The following is a 15,988-nucleotide window of genomic DNA, read 5'->3' as shown; positions in this document are numbered from 1 at the left end:
CCCTTCCCTAGGATGCACGCGATCAGTCGCCCAAAGCCTCAAACAACCCATCAAACGCGTCGTCACATGCATCGCACGGCCCGTACTCCACCTCCACCTCGATCTCCGCAAACCAGGCCTTCGCGAGTTCCCGCATACCACGTTCATCCACAAAGACCCTGCCCGGACGACATCCGGCACGGTCCATCGATTCCAGCAATGTCACTAGGATCGCTTTGGTTCGGTCCTCCCTCCGACAAATCTCCGTAGCCAAAACCGCCCCGTACTCCCTCTCGCAAACCATAACCACATAGGGAACGTAAGGGCGCTTATCCTTCTCTTTGATCGGCGCCGGAGACAGCGAACTCGCCAATTCCCAATGAACCTGCTCGTTTTGAGGCAGTGCCCTATACTTCTCACGCGAAAATTCGTCGAGCTCCAGCAAGGGCTCGGACTGCTCGCCACGACCCGAGATAAGAGGTTTGAGCGCTTCCCAAATGATATCGCAGTCCGCCTCTGCCCCGAACTCGAGCACCGGAATCTCCCGCGAGGGAAAATCAGGGCAAAACGCCGGATCCTCTTCCAGGAAGCTCAGCCCACTGGCTACCCACTTCAACACCTCAGCAAACTCCCGACCTTCCTCGGCCTCGAGCCGCCAAGGCAAGTATCCAGGTTGCAATGACAAGAAACGCGGAACCATCGCGTTTCGTTTCGTCGGCAAGGATCGGCCTACCTTCTTAAGCGCCTTCCTATCCCAGCTATCCAGCTCCCTTTTCGAAACAAACTCCAATTGGAACATGCACTGCTCCAAGCCCACTCCGATCGGGTCGTAGTCATCCCCATCCTCTTCCGCCGCGATCAAAGCTCCCATCAACACAGACAAGCCCGCCATCCCCTTCGCGCCACGATACACATTGACTGCGAACACCTCGCCAGCTCCGCCAATCACGTTGACCCAGTACACCTCTCCCTTACCACCCTTTGCCCGGAGTCCGAACACTTGCTCTTCGAACAGAAACTCCCAAGGCGACAAGCGAATTATGAAGTCCGCCGAGGCGAACAAACGCTTCAAATCTGAGGCTTCGACGGGATGATCCTTAGCTGGAACTCGTTTCTTTGGGGCAGCCATGCGCCAGCCCAACCTAGTCGCCACCCAGTTGGCAAACCCATTTTCAACGTCTTTTCGGGCACGGCACTTAGATCGTCCCGCACTCTCCGAGTCATGCCAAAAACGCCGTGACATCCCCTACGCCATCCCCACACTCCGTAGTTTTCCCGATAAGATGCCAACTCCCTCCGACTCCTCACCCGACCCCGCGCAAATCCAAGCATTCATCGACCGCTGGCACGAGTCCGGCGGCCACGAGCGCGGCACCGCCCAACAATTCATCCTCGAGCTCTGCCAACTGCTCGAAGTTGAAACACCCCGCCCCGCCCCGCCCGAAATCGAAGCCCGCGAGTACTGCTTCGAACGCGGTATCCCCCGCGTCGATACACTCACCGGCAAGGAAACCACTGTTCGCATCGACTGCTACAAACGCGGCCACTTCGTCCTCGAAACCAAGCAAGGTATCAACCCCGACGAAACGCCCGAAGAACTCAAGCGCGTCAAAGACCGCCTCGACCAACGCCAAGCCAAAACCACCAAGCCCCGCGGTCACGGCATCCGCGGCACCCGCGGTTGGGACAAGGAAATGCAAAAAGCCAAAGGCCAGGCCGAAGGCTACGTGCGCGACCTCCCCGCCTCCGAAGGCCGACCGCCTTTCATCGTCGTCTGCGACGTCGGCTACATGTTCGAACTCTACGCCGAGTTCTCCCTCACCGGCGGCCGCTACGTCCGCTTCCCCGATCCCAAGTCGCACCGCATCTACCTCGAAGACCTCGCCGACCCCGCCAAGCTCGACCTGCTTCGCACCCTCTGGACCGATCCCCTCTCCCTCGACCCCTCCAAACGCGCCGCCGCCGTCACCCGCGAGATCTCCGACTACCTCGCCACCCTCGCCCAAAGCATGGAGGCCGACGGCCATAGCTCCCAGTCCACCGCCCTCTTCCTCCAGCGCTGCCTCTTCACCATGTTCGCCGAAGACGTCGGCCTGCTCCCCGCCAACGGCTTCCTCGACCTCCTCCTAAAACTAAAGGACAACCCCGCCGCCGCCCCGCAATTCCTCACCACCCTCTGGAAGGAAATGGCCACTGGCACCCCCACCTCCCTTCTCCTCTTCCAAGAAATCGCCTACTTCAACGGCGGCCTCTTCGAAGACGTCCACGTCGACGATATCACAAAACCGCAGATCGAGCTCCTCATCGCCGCCGCCAAGACCGACTGGTCAAACGTCGAGCCCGCCATCTTCGGCACCCTGCTCGAACGTGCCCTCTCCCCCAACGAGCGACACAAGCTCGGCGCCCACTACACCCCGCGCTCCTACGTCGAGCGACTCGTCAAGCCCACCATCATCGACCCGCTCCGCAAGCAGTGGGACGACATCATGCTGGAAGCCGCCAAATTCCAGGAAGAAGGCAAAACCGACAAAGCCATCGCCGCCGTGCACGAGTTCCATCACGAGCTCTGCCGTATCCGTATTTTGGATCCCGCCTGCGGCTCCGGCAATTTCCTCTACGTCACCCTCGAGCACATGAAACGCCTCGAAGGCGAAGTCATCGAGCTGCTCCAACAACTCGGCGACTCCGAACTCACCTTCGAAATGGAGGAATTCAAGGTACGTCCCCAGCAATTCCTTGGCCTCGAGATCAACGAACGCGCCGTCGCCATCGCCCAGCTCGTCCTCTGGATCGGCTACTTTCAGTGGCACAAGCGGGCCACCGGCTCCGCCGACACCAACGACCGCCCCCTCATCCCCAAAGCCCGCACCATCGTCCAGCAAGACGCCGTGCTCGCCTACGACGACTGCCAGCCTAGCAAAGATGCCCACGGAAACTTCGTCTGCATCTGGGATGGCCGCACCACCAAACCCCACCCCGTCACTGGCAAGGAAGTCCCCAACGAAACCGCCACCAAGCCCGTTTACGATTACCTAAATCCCCGCCGCGCCACTTGGCCCGATGCCGACTACATCGTGGGCAACCCGCCTTTCATCGGCACCTCCCGCATGCGCGACCTACTGGGAGATGGATACACCGAAGCCCTGCGAAAAGTGTGGAAAGGCGACGTGCCCGAGTCTGCCGACTTCGTCATGTTCTGGTGGCAAAAAGCCGCCGAGCTCGTCCGCGACGGAAAAGCCAAACGCTTCGGCTTTATCACCACAAACTCGATACACCAAACCTTCAACCGCCGCGTCCTCGAACCCCACCTCGCCAACGAGAAAAAGCCCCTCCACCTCGCCTACGCCATCCCCGACCACCCCTGGGTCGACTCAGCGGACGGCGCTGCCGTCCGCATCGCCATGACCGTCGCCACCACCGGCCAAGGCGAAGGCCAACTCGAAGCCGTCATTGCTGAGCACGAGCTTCCGGATGGTGAGCATGGAGTGACTTTGTCATCAAAATCCGGACTGGTCGTTCCCAATCTCAAGATTGGGGCAAACGTATCCAGTTCATCATCACTTCTGGCAAACACTAAAATTAGTTGCCCTGGAGTAAAACTGCATGGTTCAGGCTTCATCGTTACAGCAGAAGATGCAATAAAGCTGGGATCTTCTACATCGAAGGAGGTTAACAACAGGATCAAAGAATATAGAAACGGAAAGGACCTCACTAGCATCTCAAGAGGAGTAAAGCTGATAGATCTATTCGGATTAGATGAAAACCAAGCCAAGGATAAGGTTCCCAGTCTTTACCAATGGCTCCTCAATCGAGTTAAGCCTGATCGAGATGCAAAAGCCCATACCAAGGATGGAGCCGCATACGCTAAGCTTTGGTGGCTCCCCGGGAAACCACGACAAGAGCTTCGTAGTGCAATTTCAAATATCCCCCGCTACATCGCCACTGTCGAAACCAGCAAGCACCGCTTCTTCACTTTCCTCGACCAATCGATCCTTCCGGATAACATGCTCGTCAACATCGCGACTGACGACGCTCTGTTTCTCGGGGCACTCTCCTCGAGCATACACGTTAAATGGGCCCTCGCTTCCGGCGGCACCCTCGAAGATCGACCCCGCTACAATAAAACTCGTTGCTTCGAAACCTTCCCCTTCCCCTCACTTGAAGAAGGTGAATTGAAAAACCGGATACGCGAACTTGGCGAGCAACTCGACGCCCATCGCAAAGCCCGCCAAGCCGAACATGCCGACCTCACGATGACCGGCATGTACAACGTGCTCGAAAAGCTCCGCAAGGAGGAGCCGTTCACCGAAAAGGACAAGAAGATCCACAACGACGGCCTCGTCACCCTCCTCAAGCAATACCACGACAACATCGACGACGCCGTTCTCCAAGCCTACGGTTGGCAGGACCTCGCCACCTCAACTCCCATCGCCGACCGACTCGCCCGCGGCGACGAAGAGCTCGAACAGCAAATTCTCACCCGCCTCGTCGCCCTCAACCACGAGCGGGCCGCCGAAGAAAAACGCGGTCTCATCCGCTACCTTCGCCCCGAGTATCAGAATCCCAACTACCAAGCCGAGCACACCGAGCAAGACGACCTCGCCATCGAAGCCCAAACTGCCCAGCCTGCCGCCAAAACGAAGCTCAAGTGGCCCAAGCAAGTCCGCGAGCAAGGCGCCCTACTCAAGCAACTCCTCCCCACCATCGGCCCCAACACCACCTGCCTCAGCGCCCAATTCGGACGCAAGTCAGCCAAACGCGAAGCCGAAATCCAGCACCTCCTAAAAATCCTCTCCGACCTCGGCCAACTCTAGGCATTTTACGACTCAATCCGAACTTCCCCTCTAAGATAGCAAAAGACCTTACCACCTCGAAGATCGACCGTCAGAATATCCTGAACAATCCCTATGCTCCCCGCGGGCCAAGATTGCCGTAGACTTCATCGCCGGCAGATCGCCAGTGGGCTGCCAAACCATCGACGCGTACAAGGTAGGGCCAGCGAGTCGGGCGGATGACCTGATACGTCACGGGGGCGAGCGCCGGACCTTCCACAAGACCTCACGACCCGTCAATCGATCGCAAAGAGGAGCCTAGTACCAAGCGTGCGAATAGGATTTTCAAGGAGTCGAGTTAATACATCACGAGATGACATGGGGGGCTCTGCCCTTGTTGAGAATCGACTTTCAGAAAACCGGCCCTAGGAGAGCTCCGGCTCTCGACACGCAGCAGGCATAGATCTAGCTCACGACCTATATGGATGCCCTACTTCTCGCCATTGCCTTTTGCTTCGGACTGATAGCCCAACGGTTTCGATTGCCGCCCCTGGTTGGGTTCTTGGTCTCCGGATTCGTCCTGCAAGCGCTGGGCAAGACGGGAGGTCCCATGCTGGACGATATCGCGAATTTGGGCGTGACCTTGATGCTCTTCAGCATCGGAGTGAAACTTCGCCTGCGTACCTTGGCCCGGCCGGAAATCTGGGCAGGCACCACCCTCCATACGGGCTCGGTGCTTCTCATTTTCACACCTGTCGTCATCGGCGTGGCGGCCTTGTTTAGCGGAGCCACCGGGCTGGACTGGCAGACCGCCCTGCTGCTGGCCTTCGCCCTTAGCTTCTCAAGCACCGTCTTCGCGGTGAAAGCCCTTGAGGAAAGCGGCGATATGGGCGCTATGCACGGACGCATCGCGATCGGCATGCTGATCATGCAAGATATTCTCGCAGTCTTGTTTTTAACCTTCTCCACGGGGAAGATCCCAACCTTGTGGGCAATCCCCCTCTTGATCGCGTTGCTATTCGGCCGAAAGTTAATCAGAGCCCTTATAGGCTGGTCAGGACACGGAGAGATGATCGCCCTTTGCGGGTTGTTTCTGGCGCTGGTGGTCGGCGCCGAGAGCTTCGAAGTCGTGGGCATGAAAGCGGACTTAGGAGCTTTGTTTATCGGAGTCCTGGTCGGTTCCCACCCCAAGGCGAAGGAGCTCAGCAAGTCTTTGCTGGGGGTCACCGATTTGCTGCTGGTTGGCTTCTTCCTGCAAATCGGCTTGCAGGGGTCCTTGTCGCTCGAGGCGACGCTTTGGGCATTGCTCCTGATCGCGATGTTACCTTTGAAGAGCCTCGCCTTCTTTTTCATCCTCACCCGCTTTCACCTGCGAGCCCGTACCGCATGGATGGCCGGACTCAACCTCTCAACCTACAGCGAGTTCGGCCTGATCGTACTCGCGCTGGCCGTAAGCAAAGGCTGGCTCGGCAGTGAATGGCTCATCGCCATGGCGCTATCGCTCTCGCTGAGCATCCTGATCATGGCGCCGCTGTCGCGGAAGGCGGAAGAGTTCTATGACCCGATAAGCGAATTTCTAAAACGGTTTGAGACAAAGGGGCAGCATCCGGACGACCTGCCTATCCAGAACAACGGCGAGCGCATCGGGATCTTCGGAATGGGCCGGGTCGGAGTCGCTGTCTACCGAAGCTTGCACAGCCGTTTCCCCGGCCAGATCATCGGTTTTGACCGCGACCAGGCATCCGTCGAGCGACATCAAGCGGAAGGACGCAACGTGGTGCTAGCGGATGCGACCGACTCGGACTTTTGGGAACGGGCCCGGGTGAAGGACACCCTCGATCTCGTCGTGCTGGCGATGCCGAAACACAGCGCCAATGTGCATGCCTCTCAGACCCTCAAGCGACACGAGTTCGAGGGAGTGGTCGCGGCCACCGGAAAGTTCGACGACGAGGTGAAAGAGCTCCGTATCGTTGGCCTGGATACAGCGTTCAACCTGTACAGCGAAGCCGGAGCAGGCTTCGCCGATCACGTCTTTCAAGTATTCACTCAACAACGACCCGACCTCGCCAATCGCTGGCGGGGCCGCGATGAGTGAGTCACCCGAGGAGAGCTATCTCTCGAGAACCCAATTATCGAATTGCCCGAGAGGCAAGGCGATCAACGTGGGGTTGGGTTTAGGAAACCCGAGCAGCGCTGATGGTAAGCAGAAATGCTACGATCCCTTCGAGGGACCGCAGGAGTGATTCCGTCCCGAAGCGCTGAGATTCCTTTGCGAATTGCAGGATACGGGGTTGCTACCTGCATCCTCTCCTTCAATTGCAGCGACTATATCTGCTTGGTATGGTTACTGCGGATGTGGACACGTAATGATTCGGATGCGAAAATTCGAATGGAAACGAAAGCACCAACCACGTAGAAGCATGAAAAAATTAAAGATTGATAGTCTTAACAGAAAATTGATTGGCAGCCTTTTGACCATCAGTGCGGCGACGTCGCTCTCCGCTGCATCGCTAGAGATCAAATTCGACGAGCCGGAACGATTCAGTGACTTCGAGCAAAGTGGTCTCTACACGGACAAGCTTCCGGATGAATTCCGGGAGGAATTGCAAACAGAGGTCGCTTCGGACTTGAACAGGACCCTACCCGATGGGGCACACCTTCAGATTACCTTCCAGGATATCGACATGGCAGGCGAATACGAACCATGGCGGCCACAAGCCTACGACGTGCGCATCGTACGGGACGTTTATCCGCCCCGCTTGAAGTTCCATTACAAGGTTGTAGCGCCGGACGGCACTATCATGACCGAAGGATTGGCTCAGCTAACGGACAACTCCTTCCTTTGGAACCTGCACAGTCCGGAATCGCACAGCGAATCCTTCTATCACGAGCAAGAGCTTGTGGAAAATTGGGTAAATGGAAAGTTGGACGACCTGATAGAAAACAAATCTGGCGTATCAACTTCATAACTACGCATTCGCTTGCCAAGTCGAAAAAGCGGTCTCGCAAGAGACCGCTTTTTTTGCTGTCCGGGAAACTCTCGGCCTGAACGATCACTCTGAAGAGATCAATTAATGCTTAATAAAACCCGCGAAAGCCGCAAGGAAAGGTCGATCTCCGGAAGAGCTTGCCCTAAGAGGGTTAAAACTTCGGAAATCAAATGAACACCTAAGACCTGTCATTTACAGTCAGAATTTAAGCGTTCGCTGCTTTGCTTGTCCAAGAAAAGCAAATACGCGATTCCCGATTGATCCGTATCAAATGCTGCCCTTCGCAGTCGCTGCCGAGACCTCCCCAGAGCTACGCGTTGATCGTCGAGCTCCCCCTCTCTATTACAGCCCTCATCGCCAATTCAAAGATTGGAAATCCCGAGAAACTAGATACTCTTACGAGCAATCCTAATCTCTCGTACCTTTCCAACTCTTCTTCGTGAACCCTGAATTGCCGATACGCCTTCGCATCCAGTTACTGGGCGGCTTCTCCGTGACCATCGACAGCCAGCCGGCTCGATCCCTCGAAAAACCGCGTCAGCGCTCCCTGCTCGCCTACCTCGCCTTCCATCAAGGAAAACCGCAATCCCGCTCCCACCTGGCCTTCACCTTTTGGCCAGACTCGGAGGAGAAACAGGCCCTCACCAACCTGCGCAACCTCCTCTATGGCCTACGCCAAGCTCTTCCGGAGATCGACCCTTTCCTCGAAGTCGACAAACTCTCGATCACCCTTCGCAAGGACCCCGCCTGCTCCGTAGACTTAACCTCGCTCCAAGAAACATTGCTCTCAGCAAAACGCGCCACGATTGACGGGCGCAAAGACGACGCGCGCGTGCACCTCGAACAGGCCTCAACGCTCTACGGCGGAGACCTCGTACCAAATTTCCACGACGAGTGGATCCATACCGAGCGCGACTCACTACGCTTAAGGATCGACGAGGCCCTCGCTCAACTCATCGAGCTGCTGCGAAAGGAGGGCGACTTTTCCGAGGCCATTCGTTACTCCAAAATCCGAATACAAATCGAAAGCCTTAGCGAACGAAGCCACCAATCCCTGATGGAGCTCCTCGCCCTCAGCGGCGATCGAGCCGCCGCCCTACTTGCCTACCAAGCCTACACAAAACACCTACATGCAGCGTTGGATATAGAACCGGGCGAAGAAATCCAAGCCCTCTACCAAAAGATTTCCCAAGCCCGCCCCTCAACCCAAATTGCCGAACCCAAACCCACGTATCCAAACAACGAATTCACGCTCGCTCCCGCCCCCGATACGATATCGAAAGCTCCAACCCACCTTCCAAAAACCAAAACACCCGCCGCCCACTGGGTCGTTTGGTCGAGCGGCTTACTCGCCCTCCTGCTTTCCATCCTCTACTTCGCCAAAGACGATAAGTCACCAGCCCTTATCCTCGAAAAGTCCATCGCTATCCTCCCCTTCGAGAACCGCAGCGACACAGAAGACGATCGGTACTTCACCGACGGATTCCACGACGACCTCATTACCCGAGTCTCCCACATCCCCGAGGTCAAAATCATCTCCCGCACCTCCGTCATGAGCTACCGCGACCCGCAAAAAGACCTGCGGACGATCGCCCAAGAACTCGGCGTCGCCAACATCATCGAAGGCAGCGTGCAACGCTCCGGCGACCAGATCCGCATCAACATCCAGCTCATTGACGCCGCTTCCGGATTCCACATCTGGGCCAAGAACTACACTAAACAGATGTCCGCCCAAAACATCTTCGCGCTGCAAACCGAAGTCACCGAAGCCATCGCCGGCGAACTCAGCCCTCAACTCTCCCCCCTCTCGCTCAACCCGAGCGAAACCATCCCCACACGAAACCTAGCCGCCCTCGAAGCCTACTTCCGCGGAAAATCCGCCGCCAGCGCTTACACCAACGAGAGCCACGAGCAAGCGATCGACCACTACAGTCGTGCGCTCGAACTCGACCCCAATTTCGCCCAGGCCCACGCCGCCCTCGCGATCGCCTACCTCAGTCGCATCCACTACCAAGGTCTCCCCGTCGAGGAACAGGTCGCCAAAGCCCAACCGCATGTCGACCGCGCGATGCAATTGAATCCGCTCCTCAGCGAAGCGCACGTCGCCCGAGGTTTCCTCGAGTTCACCCAATTCAATACCACAGCAGCCATCACCGCTTTCGAGCGGGCCACCGAGCTCAACCCCAACTCCGACTTCGCCTACCAGCACCTCGCCCTCGCCCACATGTACCATCTCGGCGATCCCGCAAGCGCCTTGCAACTCGCCCAAAAAGCAGCCGAACTTAACCCAAACAACCTATCCGACCCAACCCTCGTCCCGGACATCCTCGTCGCCCTCAGACGAATCGACGAAGCGAAGTCCATCCTTGACGCCCTGCTAGAAAAGGACCCGCAAAACATCAAAGTCCTTTCCTCGTTGGGCCGCCTCTACCACCACGGCCTCTACCGCTTCGACCTCGCCATCCGCTACTTCCGGGAAGCTTTCGCCCTCGACCCAGCGAGCTCAAACATCTGCAGCGACATCGCATACGCCTACTTCAACCTTGGCGACACCGCCTCCTTTCTCGAATGGAGCGAGCAATACCTCGCCATCGCCCCGAGCTCCAACCGTTCCACCTTCCTCCGCGGTCTCGCCCACGAATTTAATGGCGAAACCGAACTCGCCGTCGCCACCTACTCCGCTCTCAAAAAGAGCGACGACTACTTCGACTGGTCCGCCTACAAAATAAGCGCCATAGCCATCCAGCAGGGCCAGCCCCAACACGCCCTCGAACGCTACCTTCAATCGTATCCCTGGGTCGCCGATCCAGAATGCCCGATAGACAAGAAGAACTTCATACTCGTCGTCGAATTCGCCTTTCTCCTTCACGCAGCTGGCCAAACCGAGCGAGCCCAAGCCCTAGCCTACCGCCTCAAGCAAATCGCTCCCCAGATGAACCGCTGGGGCCCCACCGGCTACCATGCCTACGACGTGCCCCTCTACATCGCGCTTGGCGACATCCCAGGAGCCATAGGCACCCTCAAGGAATTCATCGACGGCGGCGGCGCGCTCGCCCACGTCGCCACCGATCCCTACACCGGCGAGATCCACGACGAACCCGAGTTCCAGCACCTCATCGGCATCATGAACGCCCGCCTCGCCGCCCAAAAAACCACCCTCCGAAAAATGGAAGCCAACGGCGAACTCGCCCCTCTGCCAAAGCTCCCCACCACCCAAAAATTTTAAGAGCAATACCCTGGGGGAAGCGACCTCTTGCCGCGAATAAAGCAACGAAAAATAGCTTCCCACCAAGGCCACCCCCCAACAAAAGGTTCATCTCCATTAGGCGGGAAACATCTCTGACTAGACTCAATCGTAGGGCTGGAGCTCGCGCCACGCCGCGAGGCAAGAAGGAATTCTCCAGTTTGACCGTACAGCATCTTCCACCGCTTTTGATGAGGAACCAAAAAAAAGGTTCATCACCAAATGCAGGCGAAGTTGCTGTTTATTGATTCCCAGCTTATATTTGGTAGGGCCGTCGCTTGCGACGAGACGCAAGTCCCACATCAATCGCTCCTGCATAGCGGCTTGGCGCAAGCACCAGCCCTACAGTTGAGAAGTCAAGCTAGGCATATTTCCCGCATAATGGTGAGGAACCAAAAAAAAGCGACGTTTCTCCCCCAGAAACGCGCCGCGAAACGCTCTCGAAACGCACGCCCCCTAAAATAGGCCCACACCCAGAGGACGGAATTCGACTCACCGAATTCGCTCCACGCCTCTGCAAATCCTCAAGCCACCCAAAGCGCTTGAGATCCAACCACCACGCCTGCTTGCTCATGAAACTAATAACTCTTCGAACCACCGCCGCGCTCCTCGCGACCTTCCTCTCCGCCGCCACCGCCCACCCCCAAGCGAGCGAAGCCAAACGCTACGAAGGCTTCGGCAACTACGAACGCCCCATCTCCACTACATCCGCCGACGCCCAAACCTGGTTCAACCAAGGCATGCAGCTGCTCTACGGCTTCAACCACGACGAAGCCATCCGCTCCTTTCAGGCCGCCGCCGAAGCCGATCCCGCTGCCGCCCTACCCTGGTGGGGCATCGCCTACGCCAACGGCATCAACATCAACGATCCCATGATGACTGACGAGCGCTCGAAAGCTGCCCGCGAAGCCGCCGACAAAGCTCTCTCCCTCATCGAGAATACAACACCCGTCGAAGCCTCCCTCATCCAAGCCGTATCCGCACGCTACGAATACCCCGCGCCCGAAGACCGTTCGTCTCTCGACCAAGCTTACGCCGACGCTATGGAAAAAGCCTACGCCAAACATCCCAACGACCCCGACGTCGCCGCCCTCTTCGCCGAATCCCTCATGGATCTCCAACCTTGGGACTATTGGGACAACGAAGGAAATCCACGCAAACGCATCCTCGAAATCGTCGGCGCCATCGAGCACGCCATGGAACTCGAGCCCGTTCACCCCGGGGCCAATCACTTCTACATCCACGCCACCGAGGCCTCCCAAGATCCCGACCGTGCCGAAAAATCCGCCGACCTGCTCCGCACCCTCGTCCCTGGTTCCGGACACCTCGTCCACATGCCGTCCCATATCTACGTTCGCGTCGGACGCTACAGCGACGCCGTCGATTCCAACTCCCAAGCCGTCGAAATAGACCGCGCCTATTTCAAGCAAGCGCCCGAGCCCACCAACTATATTGTCTACTACGCCCACAACCTCCACTTCCTCGCTTACTCCGCCATGATGTCAGGACGCTATCAAGACGCCATGACCGCCGCCCGCGACCTCGAGCGCGAAGTCCCCGAGCCCGCCCTCAAAGAACTCGCGTTTCTCATCGAAGGCATCATGCCCACCACTTTCCACGTCATGATCCGCTTCGGCAAATGGGAGGAAATCCTAGAGCAACCTGCATATCCAGACTACCGGCTCGTCAGCAACGCCGTCCGCCACTACGCCCGTTCCATCGCCAACTCCGCCCTTAGCCGCACTCAAGAAGCACGTTCCGAAATGGCAGCCTTCGACGAAGCCATGACAGCCGTCCCCGAAGAATGGTATATCTTCAACAACCCCGTCGCCAACGTCCTTCCCATCGCCAAAGCCATGATCGAAGGCGAGCTGCTGTATCGAGAGGGCAAGCACGACGAAGCCTTCGCTATCCTTCGTAAAGGCATCGCCGCCGAAGACGCCCTCGTCTACGACGAACCTCCCGGCTGGATGCTCCCTGTTCGTCACGCCCTCGGAGCCCTCCTAATGGAGCAGAAACGCTACGCCGAAGCCGAAGACGTCTACCGCGAAGACCTCGCTCGCAACCGGGACAACGGCTGGGCCCTACTCGGACTGCAAAACGCGCTCCGTGCCCAGAAAAAGAATACAGGCGAAGCCATTAACCTCTCCGGCCAACTCGCCGAAGCCTGGATAAAAGCAGACACCCTCCCCGGCTCCTCTTGCTACTGCGCCCCTGTCAACTAGGAGGTCACCTCTCTGTCGTCGCCAGATCTGCATGATCCCGTTGGCTCGCAGACCGACCGACTCGTACTCTCGAGAGGGGGACGGTGTTTGCTTGCAAACGGAGGGCGTCGTCACTCGATATCAAAGTTGCTCCCACACTACCCGCTCTCTAGCACCGTCCATATCAGTCCTCTCTTTACTAAGATTCCCTCTGAGCCTCATCCTAAGAAGAGGGGCGGCAGTCTTACGCCAGTTCATGACAGCCTAAGGTGTAGTCTTCCGTAACCGCGTATTCTAAATTTTGATACTTTTAATGTTCAGGGGGGTTAGGATCCGCTTCATTCGCTTTGAGCTGCGATTGTAATGAAAGGAAACATTGCGACAGTGAAAGCTATAAGAGGCCTGTCTGAGAACTGAGCGCTGCTGTGAATCGCATACTTCATCTCGTATGAAAGAGGCTAAGGCGTGAAAGGAGAGTGTCGCCACCTCTAGATACCTGTGACGGCCTGGAGGTTACATGAAACAGCTTAGCGAACTGAACTACTTCTTTAGGAGTAGTTCGTTTTTAACTACGAAGACGCCGTCTTTTTGCTCAATCTTCGGTGCTAACTGCAATAATCTCCCCAAATTAGGTAGGTAAATCCCTGTCATTAGCAAAAGTATGCACCCGTTGCTCGTTCTTGCGCGTACATCTTCCGAACCCTCGCAAGAATCCAACCTATTCAAGGCATGCCACTTAAACCTACTCTCTTATTTCTAATCGTTCCTTTCACACTAGCCGCCCAAGATGTGGTCGAGCTCGATACAGTTAATATCGAAGGACGAGGCTCGCTACTCGTGGGGGAAGCGCTCTCAGCCTCGCAAGGCGTGATCGGCCAGATCGATCTTCAAACGCGCCCGATGCTCCGCACCGGCGAGATTCTGGAAGCTGTTCCCGGAATGATCGTCACGCAGCATAGCGGCACCGGAAAAGCGAACCAGTATTTCCTTCGCGGCTTTAACCTCGACCACGGAACAGACTTCGCGACCTCGATCGACGGCATGCCCGTCAACATGGTCTCCCACGGGCACGGGCAAGGCTACACAGACCTCAACTTTATCATTCCCGAACTGGTCGACAACATCAGCTATCTGAAGGGCTCCTACTACTCCGAGGTCGGCGATTTCTCGTCGGCGGGCTCGGCGAGCATCCAAACCATGCGAGAGCTCGACAAGGACATGGTTTCAGTCGACTACGGCGAGGACGGTTACCTTCGCGTATTCGGCGCCGCCTCACAGTCAGTTGGCGATGGGACGCTACTCTTCGGAGCGGAAAACGTAGTGAACAACGGTCCTTGGGACATCGACGAAAACCTGAACAAAATTAACGGCATGGTCACCTACAGCGCGGCCCCTCGCGAGGACCTCGAGTATGGTGTAACCTTGATGGCATACGATTCGTCTTGGGACTCCGCAGACCAAATCCCAGACCGGGCCGTTCAACAGAACTTGATTACGCCATTTGGCTCGATTGACGACACCGTGGGCGGCTCTTCCTCCCGCTACAGTCTCTCGGGAAATGTCATTAAGAACGGAGCGGAGAATACGACGAAACTGTCGGCTTACACGATCTATTACGACATGGCGCTGTGGTCTAACTTCACCTACTTTCTGGATAATCCCGTCGAGGGCGACCAGTTCCAGCAATCTGACCGACGCACGATCTACGGCGCCGAACTCGCTCACTCTATGAAGCACGCCCACCTGTTTGGATATCACATGCAACAGACCTTCGGCCTGCAAACCCGATACGATGCCGTCGACAAAGTCGGGCTCTACAACACTCAGGCTCGACAAATTCTCAGCACCAACCGAGAAGACAGCGTAGATGAGTACAGCCTCTCCGCATACTACGACGCCGCCCTAAGTTGGAGCGAAAAGTTCAAGACCAATTTCGGCGCTCGTATCGACTACTTCAACTTCGATGTGGAAAGCGATTTCGCTCCGAATTCCGGTAGCGCTAGCGACACTCTCTTCAGCCCGAAGTTCAACGCTATCTATACGCCAACCGATGATACCGAGCTCTATTTCAGCGCCGGATACGGATTTCACAGCAATGACGCCAGAGGCGCCACCATTTCAATCGACCCCTCCGACCGCGTTACTCCAGTTGAGAGCGTAGATCTCCTCGTACAATCGTTAGGCTACGAGCTCGGCATCCGCCACCACTGGACGGAACGCTCGAACACATCCGTCGCTCTTTGGACGCTCGATCTCGACTCCGAGCTGCTCTACGTCGGTGATGCAGGAAACACAGAGGCCTCGCGACCCAGCGAACGAGTCGGCATAGAATTTGCCAACTATTTTGTACTAACCGATGAGCTCTCGCTCGATCTCGACGCAGCGTTCACCGACGCGTCCTACAGCGATGTCTCTCCTGACGGCGATGAAATTCCCGGTTCCATTGACTCGGTTCTCAGCCTTGGCCTTAACTACAACGCTCCCAGTTCTCCTTGGTTTGGCTCAGCCCGCTATCGTTACTTCTCCGATCGCCCCCTCATCGAGGACGGAAGCGAAACGTCCGATTCATTCGGTTCTGTGAACCTGAAAGTTGGATACAAGAATGACGATTGGCGAATCAGTCTCGATCTTTTGAACACGTTCGATACAAAAGACAGCGACATCACCTACTTCTACGGTTCGCGGCTGCCCGGCGAACCAGCTGGAGGAATCGAAGACAAGCATTATCACATAATCCAGCCTCGCTCTCTTCGCTTGAACGTAACCAAGCTTTTTTAGCTTGCCGGACCTAGGTTTCTC

7 protein-coding genes are annotated in these 15,988 nt (G+C 56.8%); 6 read left to right on the top strand and 1 reads right to left on the bottom strand.

The window, feature by feature from the left end:
• Nucleotides 1-22: 22 nt before the first annotated feature.
• Nucleotides 23-1,108: a hypothetical protein gene (locus QEH53_RS08975; RefSeq protein WP_309022836.1), complete on the bottom strand. Its 1,086-nt coding sequence runs from the start codon at nt 1,106-1,108 to the stop codon at nt 23-25.
• A 154-nt stretch (nt 1,109-1,262) separates the two neighbouring features.
• Here QEH53_RS08975 and QEH53_RS08970 point away from each other — a divergent pair, with 154 nt between their 5' ends.
• The 6 genes from QEH53_RS08970 to QEH53_RS08945 all read left to right on the top strand — a co-directional run bounded on the left by QEH53_RS08970 (nt 1,263) and on the right by QEH53_RS08945 (nt 15,967).
• Nucleotides 1,263-4,793 (top strand): DNA methyltransferase, encoded by a 3,531-nt coding sequence (locus QEH53_RS08970; protein ID WP_309022835.1) that lies wholly within the window; start codon nt 1,263-1,265, stop codon nt 4,791-4,793.
• 439 nt (nt 4,794-5,232) lie between these two features.
• Nucleotides 5,233-6,846, top strand: coding sequence for a cation:proton antiporter (locus tag QEH53_RS08965; protein WP_309022834.1), 1,614 nt, complete (start codon nt 5,233-5,235; stop codon nt 6,844-6,846).
• A 325-nt stretch (nt 6,847-7,171) separates the two neighbouring features.
• Entirely contained in the window at nt 7,172-7,720 is a 549-nt protein-coding gene (locus QEH53_RS08960; RefSeq protein ID WP_309022833.1) for a DUF3016 domain-containing protein, read from the top strand.
• 460 nt (nt 7,721-8,180) lie between these two features.
• A complete protein-coding gene (locus QEH53_RS08955) occupies nt 8,181-10,967 on the top strand; it encodes a BTAD domain-containing putative transcriptional regulator (RefSeq protein WP_309022832.1) in 2,787 nt (928 codons plus the stop codon).
• A gap of 590 nt (nt 10,968-11,557) precedes the next feature.
• A complete protein-coding gene (locus tag QEH53_RS08950; RefSeq protein ID WP_309022831.1) occupies nt 11,558-13,210 on the top strand; it encodes a hypothetical protein in 1,653 nt (550 codons plus the stop codon).
• A 708-nt stretch (nt 13,211-13,918) separates the two neighbouring features.
• A complete protein-coding gene (locus tag QEH53_RS08945; protein WP_309022830.1) occupies nt 13,919-15,967 on the top strand; it encodes a TonB-dependent receptor in 2,049 nt (682 codons plus the stop codon).
• Nucleotides 15,968-15,988: the final 21 nt, after the last annotated feature.

Source organism: Pelagicoccus sp. SDUM812002 (assembly GCF_031127835.1).
Classification (GTDB): domain Bacteria; phylum Verrucomicrobiota; class Verrucomicrobiia; order Opitutales; family Opitutaceae; genus Pelagicoccus.
Note: the sequence above shows the minus strand (reverse complement) of the source record. Positions and strands in the feature narration are given on the sequence as shown.

What these genes read in the sequence shown, in the direction of transcription:
- QEH53_RS08975 (WP_309022836.1), bottom strand. Translation starts at nt 1,108, where the DNA reads ATGGCTGCCCCAAAGAAACGAGTTCCAGCTAAGGATCATCCCGTCGAA.
- QEH53_RS08970 (WP_309022835.1), top strand. Translation starts at nt 1,263, where the DNA reads ATGCCAACTCCCTCCGACTCCTCACCCGACCCCGCGCAAATCCAAGCA.
- QEH53_RS08965 (WP_309022834.1), top strand. Translation starts at nt 5,233, where the DNA reads ATGGATGCCCTACTTCTCGCCATTGCCTTTTGCTTCGGACTGATAGCC.
- QEH53_RS08960 (WP_309022833.1), top strand. Translation starts at nt 7,172, where the DNA reads ATGAAAAAATTAAAGATTGATAGTCTTAACAGAAAATTGATTGGCAGC.
- QEH53_RS08950 (WP_309022831.1), top strand. Translation starts at nt 11,558, where the DNA reads ATGAAACTAATAACTCTTCGAACCACCGCCGCGCTCCTCGCGACCTTC.
- QEH53_RS08945 (WP_309022830.1), top strand. Translation starts at nt 13,919, where the DNA reads ATGCCACTTAAACCTACTCTCTTATTTCTAATCGTTCCTTTCACACTA.